We start from the raw sequence: 20,437 nt of genomic DNA, 5'->3' as shown, positions 1-20,437 counted from the left end.
GGGCCAACCCGCCGGCAGCAGGTGTACGAGCAATTGCGCCTGGCCATCGAGAATGGCGCTCTGGCGGCGGGCAGTCGGTGGCCAGCGCGAGTACCCAGGTGTGGCGCCAAAGCGCAGCAGCGAACCCTGCTGTCCCCAATTTTGGGGACGGTGTCTGAGAGCAGGCGGGTTGATAATCCTGACGCTACGGTGCGATAGAGAAAAATACCCCTGCTGGGCCTTGGCAACTCCATTTGTGCATCTGCCATGCTGATTCCCCCGGCTCCCACCATTGCCACCATGCCAACCCCACCGCCTTCTGCCCAAATTCGGGTTGCCCTTGTTGAGGATGATGTCGAGGTTCAAAACGCCATCGTGAGGGCCGTTGAGGCCTCAGTCGACCTGCTCATGGTCAGCATTGCCAGCACCCGATCTGAAGGGTTGTATGCCTTGCAAGGTCGTGCCGCAGATGTCTTGCTGGTGGACTTGGGACTGCCCGATGGATCGGGCCTGGACGTGATTGAGGCCGCCCGACACTTGTGGCCCTCCTGCGCCGTGATGGTGTGCACCACCTTTGCCGACGAAGCTCATGTCATGAAGTCGCTGGAGGCCGGCGCCTCAGGCTATTTGCTCAAAGACGGAGAGGCGGGCGATATGCTGCGTGAAATCCGGAGTCTCCATGCGGGCGGTAGCCCCATCAACCCATTGATCGCCCGCAAGATATTGACGCACTTTCGCACGCAGCCCGCTGTCAAAGCGCACGAGCCCATGCTCCGCCCGGACCCCATGCACTCGGTGCTTTCCGCGCGCGAAACGGAGGTGTTGGAGTTGATCACCAAAGGGTTCACGGCCGATGAGATCGCCAAGGTCATGCAGGTGTCCACGCACACGGTACAAACCTATGTGCGCCGCATTTATGCCAAGCTGAAGGTCAACTCCAAGGCTGAAGCCATCTACGAAGCCCGATACCAGGGCTTGGTATGACCACGCCTTGATGCCCATGACGCAGGTGCATCGCTCCAGGTGGCACGGCCGCAACGACAGTTTGGGATCCCATGGCCGCCGACTGATTGCCGTGTTCTGTGCATTGGCCTGGATTCTCATGCTGGCGGGATGCGAGCTAACCGCCAGCGAGACACATGCAACTCAATGGCATGAGGCGCAATTCCTGTCGGTGCCTGGTCGAGGCTACAGCCGGCCCCCCGCGCAATTGGCACCTGAGTTTTTGACCCAGAAAGGCTGGAAAAGCGTTTCGCTGCCCAGTACTTTCAAGCGCGAAGTGCTGCCCCCTGCGGAACAAGTTGGGCAAACCCTGACCGACTGGTATCGACTGGATTTGAGTCATTTCAATGCAAATCAAGAGCCCCAATACCTCTACATCCCGCGTTGGAAGACCATTGGCCAGTTGGCGGTCTATTCGGACAACCGCCTGCTGTATGCGTCTCAGGGCAGCATGACGCTGAATGGCTATAACCATCCACTTCTGATACCGCTCAATGCCGCTGTTGACGAAGCACCGCCCAAGACAGTCACGCTGCGCATAGACCATTTGCGAAACACCGGCAGCGCTCTTTCCACGGTCTGGGTCGGCTCGGTGGAGGCTCTTGCCTGGCGCTACCAGATGCGCCAACTGGTGCAGACCCAATTGCCATTCATCGGTAGCGGTGCTTTTTTGGCGGTAGGTTTTTTTGCATTGGCCATCTGGATCAAAATGCGTCGCGATTCGCTGTATTTGATTTTCTTTGCAACATCTGTGATGGCGTTTTTGCGCATGCTGCACTACCACGTGGGTGGCGGATTCCTGCTTCTCTCTGATGAGTGGTTTGAATGGATCAAGACCTGTTCTCTGATTTGGTTGGTGATCTTTTGTCATTGCATGATGGAGCGCCTTCACCAGAATCCCATGCGTAACATGACTCGATTCCTGGTTTGGAGCGCTTTGCTTTGGAGCGGTGTTTCTACTCCCGGACTGGGCATCCTGCCAACGCTGACACTGCTAACACCCGTCGTCAACATCTTGATGGTCCCAATTGCCGCACTCATTTTCTATGATGCGCTGCGCAAAGGGTTTCGTCAGAGCTCACATGAAACATGGCTTGTGGCGGGCTGGTTGTTATTCGCGACGCTGTGTTGCATCTACGATTTATTGTTGCAAACCAATTGGGTGAGTCCCGAGGGGATATATACCAATCCGTATGCCATTGTGGGTGTGTTTGGTATTGCCCTGTACATCATGTATGGTCGTTATATTGGTGCCATGGAGAATATAGAAAAAGCCAATCTGCACCTGGCTCAGCGTCTGTCGATTCGAGAAGCGGAGTTGACCGCTAGCCATGCGCGTTTGCGCGACATCGAGAAAATCCAGATGCTCGGCGAGGAACGTCAGCGCTTGACACAAGACATGCATGATGGACTGGGCTCTTCGTTGGTCACCGCATTGCGTGCGGTGGAGGGCGGAGGCATGACGCAGGCCTTGCTCGGCGACATCCTCAAAGCATGCATCGACGATTTGAAACTGACGATTGATTCGATGGAGCCCGTCGAAGCAGACCTTCTCTTGCTGCTGGCAACCTTTCGATTTCGCTTGGGTCCAAGGCTCAAAGCGGCGGGTGTACGGCTCAATTGGGAGGTTCAGGAGATACCCAGGTTGTCATGGTTGAATCCACGCAGCGGTTTGCATATCCTGCGCATCTTTCAAGAGGCATTCGCCAACATTCTCAAACACACTCGTGCCACCGAGGTCCATGTACGCACAGGGCTGCAGTGGCCGCATGTGGTGGTTTCGATTCAAGACAATGGGGCTGGGTTTGATTATGAAGCTGTCCGTTTGAGCCCCAAAGGGCGTGGCTTGAACAACCAAATGCGCCGGGCCCAAGCCATCAATGGGAGCGTTCAATGGACCTCTGGGCCTGAAGGAACGCAATTCAAGTTGTTGTTGCCCATTGTCGTCGCCCCGTAGTGGGTTTGCAAAACCTCTCAAGTCCGCGTGAAAAATGGACCCAACCCTGAGAGATTCCAACCCCTCAGGGCTGCCTCAATTTTTGTCACCCTCAGGCCGTCCTTGCCATCCACTTGCCCGGAGATCAGATCGAAGCCAGGGTTGCTTCCTTTCTTCAAGCCCAAACCCGCATGGTCAGTCAATGCAGCCATCGTTGCCAAGGCCGGACAGAACTCAGTTCTCGGCCAGGTGTCGTGCCGGAACTCAGGCGCATCAGTGTGCCAACGCCCTGCGGATGCGCACATGACCGATCCCCAGCAACAGCATCAAGAGCGTCAACATGGCAACGCCCCATTCCGACAATGACGGGACCGCCGTTGTCAATGCTGCAGCCGAGGGAACGCCGGGACCACCCGGATCCAAGATCGCTCCGTCGGGTGCGCCGTCGTCGTCGCCCACACCACCGTCTGTCAGCGTGAAGGTCACCGAATTGTTCGTGTAGTTGAACACCGCGCTGTTCAGCACCGACCAAGTGGAGGTGTTCGGGTTGTATTTGTAATAGACCGAGTTGGCCGGTATCGCGGAAGCGTAGGTCATCGTCACGGTTGCCTGGGTACCGGGAGTGCCTCCGCTCAAGCTCAAGGAGGCCAAACCGAACGGGAAGGTCGTTCCGGCAGGTACCACGGAATTGGCAATCGAGGGCGCCGCCACAAAACTTGCGCTTTGAAGGGTCCAGCCGTTGCTCCCAGCAGCCGTCACGGCGCCGCTGTTGGTGTTGCCTGGCGTGGCCTTCAAAGGTGCCGAGCAAGCTGCTTGTGACAGAGTGCCCGCGCAGGTCCACGACCAGTTGGAAGAGTTCAATGCCACGGCCGAAGCATTGCCTACAGCGCAGAGGTTGGCTGCCGGTTTCAGAATGGCGGCAACGCCTGCTGCGGCGCCACAGGCTCCAGCGCTTTGGTAGGTGAACTGGTCACCGGCGTTGGTGCTGCTGGTGCCTCCCGCCGTGGTCACCGTGACATGCACCGTGCCGACCGAACCCGCTGGTGCCGTGGCGGTGATCTGCGTTGCGCTGTTGACCGTGTAGCCGGTGGCATTGCTGCTGCCAAACTGGACGGCAGTGGCCCCCGTGAAGTTGGTGCCGTTGATGACCACCGAAGTGCCACCCGCGGCCGGGCCTGAAGAGGCTCCCAGGCTGGTGACGGTGGGCGCTGCTGCATAGGTGAACTGGTCACCGGTGCTGGTCGCGCTGCTACCCCCCGCCGTGGTCACCGTGACATGCACCGTGCCGACCGAACCCGCAGGGGCCGTTGCGGTGATCTGTGTTGTGCTGTTGACCGTGTAGACGGCGGCATTGCTGCTGCCAAACAGGACGGCGGTAGCCCCCGTGAAGTTGGTGCCTGTGATCAGCACCAAGGTGCCGCCCGCAGTGGGCCCTGCACGGGTTCCCAGGCTGGTGACGGTGGGCGCAGTCACGTAGCTGAACTGATCGGCCGTCACTGTTGCGCTGGTTGAGCCTGCGGAGGTCACCGTGATATCCACCGTCCCGGCACTGCCGGCTGGCGCCACGGCCGTGATCTGCGTGTCGCTGTCGACCGTGAAACTGGCCGCCGCCGTACCGCCAAAGTAGACCGCCGTGGTGCTGGTAAAGCCCGTGCCAGCGATGGCGACGCTGATTCCGCCGGCGCTGGGGCCGCTGCTTGGCGAAACAGACCAGACAGCCAGGGGCGTTAGTTGGAACAGTTGAGAGAAGCTGGGAATCGCGTTGACAAACATGGTCAGCCTGTAAGCCCCCAGGGCCAAGCCGTTGAGCGCGGCGCTGGTGTAAGCGGTATCAGAGCGTGCCGACGTCGGAGTGAGCCAACTCACCTGTTCATTGTCGAGGCGACGCAACTGCACCAGCGGGTAGTTGGTGGCGCTGCTGTTGGTGCTGCCACCCGAGGCCTCGCTCCAGCCATTGTTGCTGCCATTGAAGCCTGTCCCTCCGATCTGCAAGGTTTGGCCCGGTTGCAAAGCGCTGGCCAATCTGCTGATCACGGGCCGGCTGGTGTCTGCGAATCCCAGGCTGTGGGTGTAAAGCTCGGCACTGGCAAGATATCCATTGCCAACCCCCCCTACGACCAACACCTGGCCTGAGGCCAACAGGGTCGCTGTGTGATAGTACCGAGCTGCGCTCAGGCTGCCCGCAGCAATCCAGGTTTGGGTTGCCGGGTCGTACAGTTCGGCGCTGGTAAGGTATCCATTGCTGTTAATTCCCCCCACGACCAACACTTGGCCTGAGGGCAGCAGGGTCGCTGTATGTCTCCGACGCGCCGCGCTCAGGCTGCCCGCAGCACTCCAGGTCTGGGTCGCCGGGTCGTACAGCTCGGCGCTGGCAACAATTCCACCAATGCCAAGCCCCCCCACGACCAGCACCTGGCCTGAGGGCAGCAGGGTCGCTGTGTGATAGTTCCGAGCTGCGCTTAGGCTGCCCGCAGCACTCCATGTGTGGGTCGCCGGGTCGTACAGCTCGGCGCTGGCAAGATATCCACCGTTGTCATACCCCCCCACGACCAGTACCAGGCCTGATGGCAGCAGAGTCGCTGTGTGTTTAAACCGAGCCGTGCTCAGGCTGCCCGCCGCACTCCAGGTCTGGGTCGCCGGGTCGTACAGCTCGGCGCTGGCAAGATTTCCACTGTTGCCAAACCCTCCCACGACCAGCACCTGGCCTGAGGGCAGCAGGGTCGCTGTGTGCCAATATCGAGCCGTGCTCAGGCTGCCCGCAGCACGCCAGGTCTGGGTCGCCGGGTCGTACAGCTCGACGCTGGCTGTGGCTGCAGAGTTGCTATCAACGCCTCCCACGACCAGCACCTGGCCTGAGGGCAGCAGGGTAGCTGTGTGCAAATATCGAGCCGTGCTCAGGCTGCCCGCAGCACTCCAGGTCTGGGTCGCCGGGTCGTACAGCTCGACGCTGGCCGTGGCTGCAGAGTTGCTATCAATGCCCCCCATGACCAGCACCTGGCCTGAGGGCAGCTGGGTCGCTGTGTGATAAGTGCGCGCCATGTTCAGGCTGCCCGCAGCACGCCAGGTCGGGATCGCCGGGTCGTACAGTTCGGCGCTGGCAAGATTTCCACCGTTGCCAATCCCCCCCACGGCCAGCATCTGGCCTGAGGGCAGCAGGGTCGCTGTTTGGCCCCTCCGCGCCGTACCTAAGCTGCCCGCCGCACTCCAGGTCTGGGTCGCCGGGGCGTACAGCTCGGCGCTAGCCAGATTTCCACTGTTGCTAAACCCTCCCACAACCAGCACCAGGCCTGAGGGCAGCAGGGTCGCTGTGTGCCCAGCACGCGCAGTGCTCAGGTTGCCCGCCGCACTCCAGGAGTTGGTCGCTGGGTCGTACAGCTCGGCGCTGGCAGGGAACCCACCATCGCCAATTCCCCCTACGGCCAGCACCAGGCCAGAGGGCAGCAGGGTCGCTGTTTGGCCCCTCCGCGCCGTACTTAGGCTGCCCGCAGCAGCACTCCAGGTCTGGGTCGCTGGGTCGTACAGCTCGGCGCTGGCAAGATTTCCACTGTTGCCCCACCCTCCCACGACCAGCACCTGGCCTGAGGGCAGTAGGGTCGCTGTGTGCAAATATCGAGCCGTGCTCAGGCTGCCCGCAGCACTCGAGGTCTGGGTCGATGGGTCGTAAAGCTCGGCACTGCCAAGCAATCCACCGTTGCCAAATCCCCCCACGACCAGCACCTGGCCTGAGGGCAGCAGGGTCGCTGTGTGAACAGCACGCGCCGTGCTCAGGTTGCCCGCAGCACTCCAGGTCTGGGTGGCCGGATCGTACAGCTCTGCGCTGGCAAGAATTCCACCGTTGTCACTCCCCCCCAAGACCAGCACCTGGCCTGAGGGAAGTAGAGTCGCAGTGTGATCTGCCCGCGCAGTGCTCATGCTGCCCGCAGTACTCCAGGTCTGGGTCACCGGGTCGTACAGCTCAGCGCTGGTTAGGGTTGAGATGTTGTCCCGTCCCCCCACGACCAGCACCTGGCCTGAGGGTAGCAGGGTCGTCGTGTGGCTAGTCCGAGCCGTGCTCATGCTGCCCGCAGCACTCCAGGTATTGGTCAGCGCGTTAGCTGGGCTCACGATGCCGAGGAAGATCCCCAGCGTCAGCACCGCGACCAATAAACATCGGGCATGTTGTTCCGAACGAAAAATAATTCTCGAAACCAGACCACTTTGAGTTTTCATGCTGATTCTTCCCTATTATATCTTGTTGGTTTTTATTGAATTGCCAGATGCAATCTTGAAATCACGTAGTCAATGCAAATGCTTTTGTGCTTGGGGCGTTGGAGCGCTGAAAACTAACTTTTGAGCGAGATGCAAAGCCGGTCGAGAAAATTTTGCAGAATGTCGAAAGACATCTGCTGGTAATCGCTTTACCTTTTCCAGAGGCCGCGGCCCATCGCCGCGCATCTTCAGCGCCGCGCTGAACGCCTTCCAGTTTGTCGGGCGGTATTTGCTCTGCTGCCTCTTCTTTGTTTCTTTCGCGCTGTCAATCTACAGGCGCCCACGAGACGATTAAAACAACCAGTCCGTCGTGCGCCAACACTTACCTGCGCACGGACCATGCACTGAAAATCAGTGCCGATATCTGGGTGAACATTTGGAGCAGGGTGCTGATGGTTGGACTATCTGAAAAGGCGGCTTGAAGCGAACTTCCATGCTAATTGAGCATATTTTTTGATCCAGGGCGTCGGCGTTGAGCTTGATTTGTGCCAATGGTCGGTCTTATTTTGTTGGCTGTATGTCCCTAGTATTGGGGACATGCAGCCGGTATTTCTGGCCGTTATTGTCGATACTGATGATTCATGCCAGATTCGGGCCTGAACGTTGTGCAAGATCACGCACATGAACCAGAGAACCAGATCACGCCTGGCCTTGACCCCGCAGCCCCGGACGACCCACCAAGAAGTCTTTCTCGATGAGATGAGTCAGGAGGTGCCCTGGGGGGGGCGCTGGGCCAGCTGCATGCGCGCGGCGCACACCGGGCTTTGGGCGTGCGCCCGTCGTTTACAGCATGAGACCATGCTGCGCACTCTTGGCCTGCCGCCGTGGTGGAAGCCGTGCGCCCCGGCCAGGCATGAGGCGATTTGTGGGTTTGGAGGGCGCAGCCAGGCTGCCCGACGAGACAACCAGTCCCTGCGTTGGCAAAACCCCAAGTTCCCGCCATTTGCTGAAAAGACACGCAGTTGCCATGCAGGCCTCGGCAGCCATTCATGCCGGCCTGGCCCAGAAGGGCCTGCGGCTCAAGGCGGGCATAGAGGTCGATGCCAGCATCATTTCGGTGCCCAACTGGACCAAGAGCAAGATGGGCCAGCGTGACCCGGAGATGCCCCCGACCCAAAGGGCAACCCGTGGCACCATGGCACACCGATGCACACGGGCGTGGACGCTTGTGCCAAGGTGGACAGACTGAGGGAGGGGCCGCACAGCCATTCGCAGTCTTTTTTGATCACGTTCTATTCAAGGAGCCCAGTGCCCATGAATCAGGGGAGCCATCGGGGGCCAACCCGCCGGCAGCAGGTGTACGAGCAATTGCGCCTGGCCATCGAGAATGGCGCTCTGGCGGCGGGCAGTCGACTGCCCGCTACGCGGGACCATGCGCGCACCTTGGGGGTGTCGCGCAACACCTTGTTGTGGGCCATGGAGCGCTTGCAGGCCGAGGGCTACGTGACGGCCCGGGTGGGCGATGGCAGCTATGTCAGCGCCAAGCTGGCTGTCCCCAGCGGGGCCGGGGCCTTGAGCGCCTTGCCGCTGGGCCTGTCCCGGCGCGGGCAATTGATTGCCGAGACGGCTCGGCGCTGGAGCCCGCCCCGGCAGGCGGCCACCCCGTTTCGCATCGGTGCGCCCGATGTGGCCGGCTTTCCCTTCAGCACCTGGGACCGGTTGAGCCGACAGCGCACACCGCTGCAGCGGCAGGCGGGCGCTCAGTACCTGGACCCCGCTGGCGATCCGGCACTGCGCGAGGCGATTGCCCAGTGGCTCTGGGCCTCGCGCGGCATTCGGTGCGATGCCGGTCGGGTGCTGGTGTGTTCGGGCTCGCAGCAGGCGCTGGACTTGGTGGGGCGGCTGTTGCTCGATGTCGGGGACGAGGTGCTGGTCGAAGACCCGGGCTACCCCGGCATCCGGGCCAGCCTGCTGGGCCATGGCGTGCAGGCCCGGCCGGTACCGCTGGACGAGGAGGGCCTGTGCATCGCCGAGGCCGAGCGGCAATGGCCTCGGGCACGCCTGGCCGTGGTCACGCCGACGCATCAGTTTCCAACCGGCGTGCGCATGAGTCTGGCGCGTCGCCAGGCCTTGCTGGATTGGTCGCATCGCCACCAGACCTGGGTGATCGAGGACGATTACGACGGCGAGTTCCAGTACGGGCCCCACCGTTTGCCTGCCTTGTGCAGTCTGCCGCGGTCCGAGCGGGTGCTGTATGTGGGTACTTTCTCCAAGACCCTGCACCCCGGTCTGCGGTTGGGCTTCATCGTGCTGCCGCCGGCCTGGGTGGCTTCCTTTTCGATGGCCCGTGCTCTGAGCGATCGGCATGCCCCAGGCGACACCCAGGCGGTGCTGGCCAGCTTCATTGCGCAAGGCCACCTGCTGCGGCATCTGCGCCGCATGCGTGAGCTGTATCAGGGGCGGCAGAAGGTGATGATTGATGCGCTGGCCGAGGCCAGCAATGGGGCTTTGCAACTGCAGGCCAGTGACCGAGGCATGCACCTTTGTCTGGAGCAGCCCACAGGCACCGATGACGAAGCGCTGAGCCGGCGGGCAGCCGCCCAGGGGGTGGTGCTGACGCCGCTGTCCCGCTATGCGGTGGCCTCACCACGGCGGGGCTGGCTGTTCGGCTATGCCGGCTACGCACCGGCCAGCCTGCAGGCGGCGGCCCGCATCGTCGGCCCGATGTTCAAGGGCTGAGGCCGGGCCGGTCGCCGAGGCGACGGCTCGGCCGGGCTTGCCCCAATGCGCCGGGTGCCTGGGATGCTGAGAATCAGGTTTTGTCTTGTTGCCGGAGTCTGGCCTGATGCCTTCGTCCCCCATTTCTCTTGACCGTCCCTCCCGCCGCCGGGTGCTGACCGCTGCCGCCGGTTCGGTGGCCTCATTGGCTGCCCCGGCCTGGGCCCAGAATGCCGGCTGGCCGAGCAAGCCCATTCGCCTGATCGTCCCCTACACCCCCGGCGGCTTCACCGACCAGATGGCCCGCCTGATCCAGAACGGTCTGCAGACCCGCCTGGGCCAGACCGTGATCATTGACAACAAGCCGGGGGCCGGCAGCGTGATCGGGGTCGATGCGGTGGCCAAGTCGGCACCGGACGGCAGCACCTTCGGCGTGGTGATCGCCGCCTATGCGGCCAACAACACGCTGTACCCCAAGCTGCCTTATGACGCCCGCAAGGACCTCACCGGTGTGGCGCTGATGGGCATCTCGCCCCTGGTGGCTGCCGTACCGCTCGACGCCCCGTTCAAGACGGCCCAGGAGCTGATCCGCTATGCCAAGGCCAACCCGGGCAAGGTCAGCTATGGCTCGTCGGGCAATGGCTCGGCCGTGCACCTGACCACCGAGCTGTTCAAGATGCAGACCGGCGCCTACATGGTGCACATCCCTTACCGAGGCGCGGCACCGGCCCTGACTGACTTGATCGGTGGGCAGATCCAGCTGTTTTTTGATGCCGCCACCGGATTGATCAACATGGGCAAGCAAGGCAAGGTGCGCCTGATCGGTGTGGCCAGCGACCGCCGACTGCCGGTGCTGCCCGACGTGCCCACCTTTGTGGAGCAGGGTTTCAAGAACTTCACCGGCAGCACCTGGGCCGGCATGATCGCCCCGGCCGGCACGCCGCGTGACATCCTGCGGCGCATGTCCGACGAGGTGACCCGCATCGTGCGCAGCGAAGAAATGCGGCCTCGCCTGGAGGCCATGGGCACCTTCCCCGGGGGCGGCACGCCGGAGGAGTTCGACGCCTTTGTGGCCGCCGAAACCAGCAAATGGGGCAAGGTGATCCGCGAGGCCGGCGTCACACCCGACTGAGCATCCGCCCAGCAGAGCCTGCTTTTGGCTCCGGCAAGCTGCATTTTGCGCCCGTCTGACGCTGGTTTGTCGCAAGCCGGTGGTGGGCCCCGGAAGGCCGGTTGACACTGCCGACACTTGTTCAAACAGGAGTCGGAACCATGTCGATTTTGCAACGTGCTATTCGTGTGCTGCCCCTGGGCGGTGTGAGCTTGTTTTTGGGTGCCAGCCTGGCCCAGGCGGCCGACCTGACCGTGGTGGTCAGCGGCGTCACCAAGGCTGAGGGGCAGGTGATGGTGGCCTTGTTCAACGACGCGGCGGGTTTTCCGCGCGGCAAGGTGCTCAATGGTCAGATGACGCCGGCCAAGCCGGGTCAGGTCGAGCTGGTGTTCAAAGACCTGGCGCCGGGTACCTATGCCGTGTCGGCCTACCAGGACCTGAACAGCAACCAGCGCCTGGACGCCAACATGGTGGGCATGCCCACCGAGCCCTATGGTTTTTCGCGCGATGCCAAGGGCCAATTCGGCCCGCCCAAGTTCGACGACGCGGCCATCAAGTTGGGCACCGAGCCGCAACGCATCCAGCTCAAGCTGTCGGGCCAGTGAGGTGGGCGGCATGAGCACTGAACCCAAGACCCCCGAGCCCCTGTTGTCGCTGCGCGCCATCGAGCGCGAGTTCGCGCTCGGCGAGACCCGCATCCGCGCCCTGCGCGGCATCGACCTGGATGTGGCGCCCGGCGAATTCATGGCCATCTGGGGCCCCTCGGGCAGCGGCAAATCAACGCTGCTGAACCTGTTGGGCCTGATTGATGCGGCCGACAAGGGCGTGCTGCGTTTCGAGGGGCAGGACGTGAGCCAGCTCTCGGACGATGCGCTGTCGGATTGTCGCAACCACAAGATCGGCTTTGTGTTCCAGAGCTTCAACCTGGTGCCGGTGCTGACCGCGCTCGAAAACGTGGCCCTGCCGCTGCAGGTGCAGGGCGTGAAGGCCGCCGAAGTGCGGCGCCGTGCCGCCGAGTGGCTGGGCCATGTGGGCCTGGGTGAGTTCCTCCACTTTCGCCCGGATCGCCTGAGCGGCGGACAGCGCCAGCGTGTGGCGATTGCCCGTGCCCTGGTCGGCGCGCCGCGCCTGCTGATTGCCGATGAGCCCACGGCCAACCTCGACTCACAGACCAGCCGCGAGGTGATCGATCTGATCGAGCGGCTGAACCGGGAAACCGGTGTGACCTGCATCTTCACCACCCACGACCCCCGTCTGCTGGCCCGAGTGCCGCGCCAGTTGCGCCTGCAGGACGGCCTGATCTCACAAGACAGTTACCAGGAGGCCGCATGACCGGCATCGGCAACATCCAGCTCGCCTGGCGCAATCTGTGGCGCAACCGCCGCCGCAGCGCCGCCACCATCCTCAGCCTGGCCTTTGGCTTTGCGGCCGTGGCCTTGTTTGCGGGGTACACCAGCGCGGTGTATGTGGCGCTCAGCAACGCGGCCATCCATGCCGAGTTGATCGGCCACCTGACCATCAATCGCCAGGGCTGGCAGACCGAGGGCAAGCTGCACCCCGACAAATACCTGCTGACGGCCGATGAGATCCGCCAGGTGCAGGCCATTGTCGAGAAGCGCCTGCCAGGCGCCCGCCTGATCCCCAAGCTCAGCGCCACCGGGCTGCTGTCCAACGGCAAGAGCAGCACGATCTTTGTGGGGGCCGGCATTGCACCGGCTGATCTCGATCTGTTGCGCGGACCCTTCCGCTTTGCACCGGGCGCCCTGAAGGACGAGCAGCCCCAGGGCGTGACCGCTGCCCAGGGCCTGGCCGATGTGCTGGGCCTAAAGATCGGCGACAGCGCCTCGGTGCTGGCCAGCACGCTGCACGGGCAGGCCAACGCCTCTGACGTGGACATTGCTGATGCCGTCAACACCGGCAACGTGGCCACCAACGACAAGCTGATGTTGATGCCGTTGGCCCTGGTGCAGGACCTGATGGACGCCAAGGGGCGGGCCGAGACCCTGACCGTGCTGCTGCCCGGCGAAGGGCAGGCCGACAGCGCCGATGCCGATGGCCGCGTGCGTGACATGTACACCCGACCCGCGCCGAGTGAAACCCAGTCAGTGGCCGTGCGCGACCAGTTGAATGCCGACTTCAAGGCCGCCGGCCTCGACATGGAGGTGCGCACCTGGCAGGAAATGTCGGCCTTCTTCCGCCAGGTCAAGGGCATGTACGACATGATTTTTGCGCTGATGCTGTCGGTGGTGCTGGCCATTGTGGTGCTGTCGATTGCCAATGCCATGAGCATGGCGGTGGTGGAGCGCACCCGCGAGATCGGCACCCTGCGCGCCATCGGTGTGCGCCGCAGTGGCATCGCCCGTTTGTTTGTCAACGAGGCGCTGATGCTGGTGCTGGTCGGCACTCTCACCGGCCTGCTGCTGACGGCTGCGGTGCGCTGGGGGGTGAACGTGGCCGATATCCGCTATGTGCCCCCCAGCAACACCCAGAGCGTGCCGATCTATATCGGCTTTGACTTGCCGCGCACGGCGTTTGCTGCCGGGGTGTTGGCGGTGCTGGCGGTGTTTGCCGCCTACTGGCCGGCCCGCCGCGCAGCCCACCACTCGATCACCGCTTCTTTGGGGCATGTATGAACCACGCTGAATTTTCGTGTTGGACCCGCCGCAGCGCCCTGGTCCTGTCTTTGGGCGGCTTCTTGGGGGCCGCTCCGGCCGGGGCGGCCGAACCCGATGCCACCCAGTTGCTGCGCCAGGCCGATCAGGCCCGCGGGGGCGGCTTTCCGGGCTTGATCTGGGAGGTGCATGCCCACAACAGTGGCAGCCAGGCCGACGACCAGCCTGACCAGCGGCTGCGCATCAAGGCCATCGACAACGCCAGTGTGGCCGAAGTGCTGGAGCCCCTGAGCAGCAAGGGTTCACGCATGTTGCAGGTCGAGCGCAACATGTGGCTGACCAAGCCCGGCCTGAAGAAGCCGGTGGCCATCTCGCCACGCCAGCGCCTGACGGGGCAGGCCGCCATCGGTGACATCGCGGCCACCAACTACGCCAAGGACTACCAGGCCCGCTATCTGCGCCAGGAGGACGTGGGCAACGAGCCCTGCCACGTGCTGGAGTTGACGGCGGCCAGCCGCCAGACCACTTACGACCGCATCACCTACTGGATCTCGGTGCGCCGGGGCGTGGGTGTGCAGGCCGATTTCCTGTCGCTGGCGGGCAAGAAGCTCAAAAGTGCGCAGTTCGAATATGGCAACAGCTTGAGCATTCAGGGCAAGACCGTGTTGTTCGTGAGCCGGATGGCAATTGCAGATGCGCTCAGCGATGCCCGCACCACGCTGGTCTACAGCCGCATTTCGCCGCAGGCCATCCCCAGCTCGGAGTTCGACGTGGGGAACCTGCAATGAGGCCCGCCCGGATCCGATGGCGGGCGGTGGCCTGGGCCGTGGCGACTGCGCTGGCGCTGCCCACTCTGGCGCAGGAGAGCGCAGCGCCCGAGGCGGATACCGCGCAGTCCGATGCCCCTCAGTCCGGTACCCCGCAGGCCGAGTCCTCCTGGCGCCTCAGTGGCTCGGGCGAGGCCTGGGTGTACGGGACCCACAACGGTGTGTTGAGCACCAGCCTGCTCAACCCGGGCAACCGGGTGGCCGCCTTGCCACGCGAGCTGGGCTTGCTGGATGTCCGCCTGAACGGGCGCGCCGAAGAGGGGCCGCTGGCCCTGGTCGGCTCGCTGCGCTTGACCTCGCAGCGCAGTCAGACCGAACAGGCCGCACGGCCAGACCGGCGCGACAGTGACGACACCCAGCAGGTGGGCCAGGCGTTCGCGCGCTATCGGCAGGGGGAGGGGGTGTGGACGGTGGGGCGCGAACTGTTGAGCTGGGGCCCGGCCAATTTCCGCTCGCCGAGCAACCCGTTCTACTTTGATGCCGGCCGCACCAACCCGCTGGCCGCCACGCCGGGGGTGGACGTGCTGCGCTACACCGGGCAACTGGCGCCAGGCTGGCGCCTGGGGGGCGGCTATGTGCTGTCGACCTCGCAAATCACCCCGGCCACCGATCTGGGGCACAGCAGCTGGCTGAAGCTGGATCAGCAAGGTGACGCGCACCTGGCCAGTCTGGTGATCAGCCAGCAGCGGGGCGGTTCCACCTTTGTCGGCGGCTTTGCGCAATGGACGCCCGACGATGCCTGGCTGCTCTATGGCGAGGTGGGCAGCAACCGCCAGCCCGGCCTGCTGCAGGTAGGCAGCCCCGGCAATGGCCCGCTTTACCGGTGGCAACAACCGGCCCCGCGCAGCACGGATGCCCTGCTGGGGGCCAGCTACACCTTGGAGAGTGGTCATGTCCTGATCGGTGAATGGCTGCACAGCACGGGGGGCTACAGCGAGGCGGGGCAGGCCGCTTATTGGGCCCAGGCGGGTCGGGCCAATGCCTTGGCCACACAAAACCCGGCCCTGGCCTATGGCAGCCTGGGCCAGGCCCTGGGACAGGCGCCTCGATTGCTGGGGCGCGATTACCTGTGGCTGGGCCTGCAGAGCAATCCGCAGGAAAGCGGCCTTTATTGGCGTGCCGAATACAGCACGCAGCTGGCCGACCGAAGCGGGCAGGTGCTGCTTTACGGCGAGAAAAACTTCTGGCGCCAGCTGTCGGGCTTTGTGGTGCTGACCCGCACGGTTGGCAGTGTGCAGACCGAGTTTGGCAGCCTGGTGCGAAGCCGCCTCACCGCAGGGGTGAAGCTGTTTTTGTTTTGAGCGGGGAGGGCGGCGACCCCGGCAGGTGGGGGCCGCTCAAGAGGCCAGGGCGATCAAGACGATCAAGGCGCTCTGGGCTTCAGCGTGGGCTGACGTTGTCGGTCGAGGCAGAAACCGAGGGCACGTTCACGCGGCGGGCGCCATCGAAGCGGCGCTGCCAGTAGCTGTCGCGCATGTCTTCGACACGGATCTGGCTGCCTGTGCGGGGAGAGTGAATGAATTTACCGTCGCCAACATAAATGCCCACGTGGCTGAAGGCGTGGCGCATGGTGTTGAAAAACACCAAGTCGCCGGGTTGCAGTTCTTGCTTGTCGATGGTCTGGGTGGCGGCGGCCTGCTGGTCGGCGCGGCGTGGCAGCACCAGACCCACGGTCTGCTCGTACATCGCTCGGACGAAGCCGCTGCAATCAAAGCCGGTTTCGGCGTTGTTGCCGCCGCGGCGGTAGGGCACGCCCAGAAAGCCCATGGCGTTGACCACCAGCTCGGAAGCACGGCTGCTGAGGCTTTGACGCACATAGCTCAGTTGGGTGAGCAGGCCTCGGTCGGCGAGCAGGCGTTCCACGTCGTCGACCGGCTGGGTCGATGGCGCCGCCTGAGCCCGAAGGGCTAAACCGAAGATCGTGAGGCCGAGAAGGAGTAGGCAGAGCCAACGAGACATGGGCGCAGAGGTTAACGACCTGTCAGGTTCAAGTCAAGCGGGGATTCACGAGAAAGCACCGGCACCTGGGTTGACGTTGATCTGTCGCAGGGCGGAGGGCCACCCGGGGCGGGCATCCGGGGGCGGGACTGGGTTCTAATAAGGGCCGTGGCCTGCTGTAGGCCGGCATGATGAGAGAAGAACCATGTTGATTGACGCCCAGGAATCCCAGCTCGTGCTGGTCGACTACCAAACCCGCCTGATGCCCGCCATCCATGAAGGCCCGCTGGTGCTCGAAAACGCGCAGCGCCTGGCCCGTGCGGCCCGCCTTTTGCAGGTGCCTGTGTTTGGCACCGAGCAGAATCCTTCCAAGCTGGGCGAGAACGCACCCGAGCTCAGGGCCTTGTGCCAGCAGACGCTGGCCAAGATGCATTTCAGCGCCTGCGAAGAGGGCCTGTCCGAGTGGCTGCGCCCGCCGGCCAAGCCGGTTCAGGGCAATGCGCGAAGCCTGCCAAAGCATTTGCAAAAACCGGCCCAGGGTGAGCCCGAGCGCAGCGCCATCGTGCTGGCCGGCTGCGAGGCCCATGTGTGCCTGCTGCAGACCGCGCTCGATCTGCTCGAAGACGAATTCGATGTCTGGGTGGTGACCGACGCCTGCGGCTCGCGCACCGAACGCAACCGCGATGCGGCCTTTGACCGCCTGGCTGGTGCCGGTGCGGAACTGGTGACCACCGAGATGGTGCTGTTTGAATGGCTGCGCACCGCCGAGCACCCTCAGTTCAAGGCGGTTCAGGCCCTGATCAAATAAGCCGCTGGCGGCGGACCGGGCCTCAGGCGCTGTCGCGAAAGCGGCGCGTGATGTCTTCGATGGTGGCTCGCTCCTGGGCCAGGGCCGCGACGCAATGCGGGTCAAGCTGCCCGGCCTCGGCCATGTGCTGCAACTCGCTCAGGGCCTGGTCGGTCGGCCAGCCTTCCTTGTAGGGGCGGGGGCTGGTCAGCGCATCGAAGATATCGGCCACGGTGACAATGCGGGCCTCGATCGGGATCTCGGGGGCTTTCAGCCCCCGCGGGTAGCCGGAGCCATCGAGCAATTCGTGGTGATAGGCCACGATGTTGTGCATCATCGCCGAATTGGGCAGGTCATTGAGCTTGAAGTCGCCCATCATCTTGCCGACCAGCGCACAGCCGAGTTCGACATGGGTTTCCATGATTCGGTGCTCGTCGGCGTCCAGTGAGCCCTCCTTGAGCAGGATGCGGTCGGGGATGCCGATCTTTCCGATGTCGTGCAGCGGCGCGAATTGGTAGATGTTCTCCACAAACTCGTCATTCAGCCCATAGCGCGGCGCCACGCCGCGCGCAATCAGTCGTGCGTAGCGCGACATGCGCTCCAGGTGGGCCCCGGTTTCGAAGTCGCGCAGGTTGGCAAAGTCCCGTGCGATCTGAGTCGACGCCAGCAGCATGCGCACCGTGGCCATCTCACTGCTGATCATCATGTTGATCAGGCTGCAGGCCAGCACCAGATCGCGCTGTACGGTGGGGTTGAAGACCTCGGGCTGCAGAGAGTCGAAGAACACGAAGCCCAGCAGCGTTCCCTGGCCATACATGGGCACGGTGAACGACGACTGGTAGCCCTGCTGGTTCAGCCATTGGGCATGCTCACTGCCCTGGCCGATGACCTTGGGGATGTGGTCCAGCACGCGCAATTCGCCGCTGCGTGCCAAGGCAAGAAGCGATTGGCTTTCGTGCAGGGGAAACTCATAGCCGCGCAGCGCCTCACCGGTGCGGGTGCTGTGCAAAAAGGTTTTCAGGCGGTCTTCGCTCTCGTCATAGAGCGCACAGGCGACGCGGTCAAGCGAGGGCACGGCGGCTCGCAGATGCTCGTGCATCTCGCGCAGGCGTTCGCTCAGGCTGCGGGCGCCTGCAAACAGGTCGACAAAGTGGGGAATGGGTATTTCGGTCATGGAGCGTGGAGCGCGCCCGCGTGATTGGAGCACCGATGTCAGGGGCGACAAGCGTTCAGTATCGGGCTTTCTTGATGCAAATCAAGCTGTGTTGCCGGGCCGGGCCGGGATGGCCTCGTGCTGGGGCCTGTGAGGTCGAGATGACGCGTGTCAGGTCTGAGCAAGCCCCTGATGAATAATTATGAATTCAATTGAATAGACCCAAGCCCCCAGCCCGGCTTGCAGCGGGGGGTCCCAGAGTCGGTGAGAGGAGATCAACCGGATGACTTACGCACAATTCCACCAGCGCTCCCTGACGGAGCGCGACGCCTTCTGGACCGAACAGGCGGCCTTGATCGACTGGCAACAGGCGCCCCAGCAGGTTTGCGATGACAGCAACCCGCCTTTTGCGCGCTGGTTCGTCGGTGGCACCACCAACCTGTGCCACAACGCGGTGGACCGCCATGTGGCCACCCGCGGTGACCAGGCTGCGTTGATCGCGGTGTCCACCGAGACCAACACCGAGCGGGTCTACACCTTTGCCGAGCTGCAGCGCGAGGTCGAGCGCATGGCTGCATCGCTCAAATCACTGGGTGTGGGCAAGGGCGACCGGGTCTTGATCTACATGCCCATGATTGCCGAGGCGGCCTTTGCCATGTTGGCCTGCGCGCGCATCGGGGCGCTGCACACCGTGGTGTTCGGGGGCTTTGCCTCCGGCGCCCTGGCCTCGCGCATCGATGATGCCGAGCCGGTGGTGATCGTGAGTGCGGACGGTGGTTCGCGTGGTGGCAAGCCCGTGCCCTACAAGCCCTTGCTCGATGCCGCCATCAGTCTGGCCGCGCACAAGCCCGCCGCGGTGCTGTTGGTGGACCGTGGGCTGGTGCCCATGAACTGCGCGGCCGGCCGCGATTACCGCTGGGCCGATCTGCGCCAACAGCACCTGGACACCCGTGTGCCTTGCGAGTGGGTGGACTCGACCCACCCCAGCTACACCCTGTACACCAGCGGTACCACGGGCAAGCCCAAGGGCGTGCAGCGCGACACAGGGGGCTACGCCGTGGCCCTGGCCGCCAGCATGAAGCACATCTTCCAGGGCAATCCGGGCGAGACCTATTTCTCGACCAGCGACATCGGCTGGGTGGTGGGTCACAGCTACATCGTCTATGGCCCGCTGATCGCCGGCATGGCCACCATCGTCTATGAAGGCCTGCCGACCCGCCCAGATGCCGGCATCTGGTGGCATTTGGTCGAAAAATACAAGGTCACCCGCATGTTCAGCGCCCCCACGGCTGTGCGCGTGCTCAAGAAGCAGGACCCGGCCTACCTGAGCAAGTACGACCTGTCCAGCCTCAAGGCCCTGTACCTGGCGGGCGAACCGCTGGATGAGCCCACCGCACAGTGGATCAGCAGTGCGCTCAATGTGCCCATCATCGACAACTACTGGCAGACCGAGTCGGGCTGGCCCATCCTCACGCTGGCCAACGGCGTGCAGGCCCAGACCAGCAAGTTCGGCAGCCCGGGGTTGGCCATGTATGGCTACGACGTCAAGCTGTTCGACGAGTCCACCGGTGAAGAACTCAAGGGCCCCAACCAGAAAGGGGTGGTGGCCATCGAAGGGCCGTTGCCTCCGGGTTGCATGCAGACCGTGTGGCGTGATGACCAGCGCTTCGTGAACACCTACTGGAAGAGCATTCCGGGCAAGCTGGTGTACAGCACTTTCGACTGGGGCATTCGCGACGAAGATGGTTATTTCTTCATCCTGGGCCGCACCGACGACGTGATCAATGTGGCCGGGCACCGCCTGGGCACCCGCGAGATCGAGGAAAGCATCTCCAGCCATTCCAACGTGGCTGAGGTGGCGGTGGTCGGGGTGGCCGACAAGCTCAAGGGCCAGGTGGCCATGGCCTTCGTGGTGCCCAAGGACGCGGCCTCGGTCGACAGCGAAGCGGCCCGCCTGGCGCTGGAAGGCGAGATCATGAAGGTGGTGGACGGCCAATTGGGCGCCGTGGCCCGCCCGGCACGCGTGCTGATCGTCAACGTGCTGCCCAAGACACGCAGCGGGAAACTGCTGCGCCGGGCCCTGCAGGCCGTGTGCGAAGGCCGCGACCCGGGTGACCTGACCACCATGGACGATCCCGCGGCCCTGCAGCAGGTGCGCGACATGGTTCAACCTGGCTGAGCACGGC

At 63.5% G+C, this 20,437-nt stretch carries 14 protein-coding genes; 11 read left to right on the top strand and 3 right to left on the bottom strand.

Features of this window, described 5'->3' with window-relative positions; genetic code table 11:
- Positions 1–246 precede the first annotated feature (246 nt).
- Both AC07PT_RS06925 and AC07PT_RS06920 read left to right on the top strand, forming a co-directional pair.
- Complete coding sequence (locus AC07PT_RS06925) at positions 247–963, top strand: response regulator transcription factor (protein ID WP_494656221.1); 717 nt, start codon at positions 247–249, stop codon at positions 961–963.
- 10 nt (positions 964–973) lie between these two features.
- Positions 974–2,938 (top strand): sensor histidine kinase, encoded by a 1,965-nt coding sequence (locus AC07PT_RS06920; RefSeq protein WP_494656220.1) that lies wholly within the window; start codon positions 974–976, stop codon positions 2,936–2,938.
- A gap of 252 nt (positions 2,939–3,190) precedes the next feature.
- Here the strand turns inward: AC07PT_RS06920 and AC07PT_RS06915 are convergent, their stop codons facing one another.
- Positions 3,191–7,126 (bottom strand): IPTL-CTERM sorting domain-containing protein, encoded by a 3,936-nt coding sequence (locus AC07PT_RS06915; protein WP_494656219.1) that lies wholly within the window; start codon positions 7,124–7,126, stop codon positions 3,191–3,193.
- Positions 7,127–8,419: 1,293 nt separating this feature from the next.
- On the opposite strand from AC07PT_RS06915, the gene pdxR reads away from it, so the two are divergent.
- The 7 genes from pdxR (at position 8,420) to AC07PT_RS06880 (ending at position 15,674) form a co-directional block, all read left to right on the top strand.
- The gene (gene pdxR, locus AC07PT_RS06910; protein ID WP_494656218.1) at positions 8,420–9,844 is read left to right on the top strand and encodes a MocR-like pyridoxine biosynthesis transcription factor PdxR; all 1,425 of its coding nucleotides are present in this window, start codon (positions 8,420–8,422) and stop codon (positions 9,842–9,844) included.
- Positions 9,845–9,950: 106 nt separating this feature from the next.
- Entirely contained in the window at positions 9,951–10,955 is a 1,005-nt protein-coding gene (locus AC07PT_RS06905; RefSeq protein WP_494656217.1) for a Bug family tripartite tricarboxylate transporter substrate binding protein, read from the top strand.
- 140 nt (positions 10,956–11,095) lie between these two features.
- On the top strand, positions 11,096–11,539 hold the full coding sequence (locus AC07PT_RS06900) for a DUF2141 domain-containing protein (protein ID WP_494656216.1): 444 nt from the start codon (positions 11,096–11,098) through the stop codon (positions 11,537–11,539).
- A 10-nt stretch (positions 11,540–11,549) separates the two neighbouring features.
- Complete coding sequence (locus AC07PT_RS06895; RefSeq protein WP_492349155.1) at positions 11,550–12,266, top strand: ABC transporter ATP-binding protein; 717 nt, start codon at positions 11,550–11,552, stop codon at positions 12,264–12,266.
- Complete coding sequence (locus AC07PT_RS06890; protein WP_494656215.1) at positions 12,263–13,567, top strand: ABC transporter permease; 1,305 nt, start codon at positions 12,263–12,265, stop codon at positions 13,565–13,567. The genes AC07PT_RS06895 and AC07PT_RS06890 overlap by 4 nt, the downstream gene beginning before the upstream one ends.
- Positions 13,564–14,334: an outer membrane lipoprotein-sorting protein gene (locus tag AC07PT_RS06885; protein ID WP_494656214.1), complete on the top strand. Its 771-nt coding sequence runs from the start codon at positions 13,564–13,566 to the stop codon at positions 14,332–14,334. Before AC07PT_RS06890 ends, AC07PT_RS06885 begins: the two co-directional genes overlap by 4 nt.
- On the top strand, positions 14,331–15,674 hold the full coding sequence (locus AC07PT_RS06880; protein ID WP_494656213.1) for a hypothetical protein: 1,344 nt from the start codon (positions 14,331–14,333) through the stop codon (positions 15,672–15,674). Before AC07PT_RS06885 ends, AC07PT_RS06880 begins: the two co-directional genes overlap by 4 nt.
- A gap of 79 nt (positions 15,675–15,753) precedes the next feature.
- Here the strand turns inward: AC07PT_RS06880 and AC07PT_RS06875 are convergent, their stop codons facing one another.
- The gene (locus tag AC07PT_RS06875) at positions 15,754–16,332 is read right to left on the bottom strand and encodes a C40 family peptidase (protein ID WP_492349151.1); all 579 of its coding nucleotides are present in this window, start codon (positions 16,330–16,332) and stop codon (positions 15,754–15,756) included.
- Between the two features lie 184 nt (positions 16,333–16,516).
- Here AC07PT_RS06875 and AC07PT_RS06870 point away from each other — a divergent pair, with 184 nt between their 5' ends.
- Complete coding sequence (locus AC07PT_RS06870) at positions 16,517–17,119, top strand: isochorismatase family protein (RefSeq protein WP_492349150.1); 603 nt, start codon at positions 16,517–16,519, stop codon at positions 17,117–17,119.
- A gap of 22 nt (positions 17,120–17,141) precedes the next feature.
- Here the strand turns inward: AC07PT_RS06870 and AC07PT_RS06865 are convergent, their stop codons facing one another.
- Complete coding sequence (locus tag AC07PT_RS06865) at positions 17,142–18,272, bottom strand: HD-GYP domain-containing protein (RefSeq protein WP_494656212.1); 1,131 nt, start codon at positions 18,270–18,272, stop codon at positions 17,142–17,144.
- Between the two features lie 262 nt (positions 18,273–18,534).
- On the opposite strand from AC07PT_RS06865, the gene AC07PT_RS06860 reads away from it, so the two are divergent.
- On the top strand, positions 18,535–20,430 hold the full coding sequence (locus AC07PT_RS06860) for a propionate--CoA ligase (protein ID WP_494656211.1): 1,896 nt from the start codon (positions 18,535–18,537) through the stop codon (positions 20,428–20,430).
- Positions 20,431–20,437 lie beyond the last annotated feature (7 nt).

Source organism: Curvibacter sp. GW821-FHT09D12 (assembly GCF_059416245.1).
The sequence above is the reverse complement of the archived record's forward strand: the minus strand, read 5'-3'. Positions and strand labels throughout refer to the sequence as shown.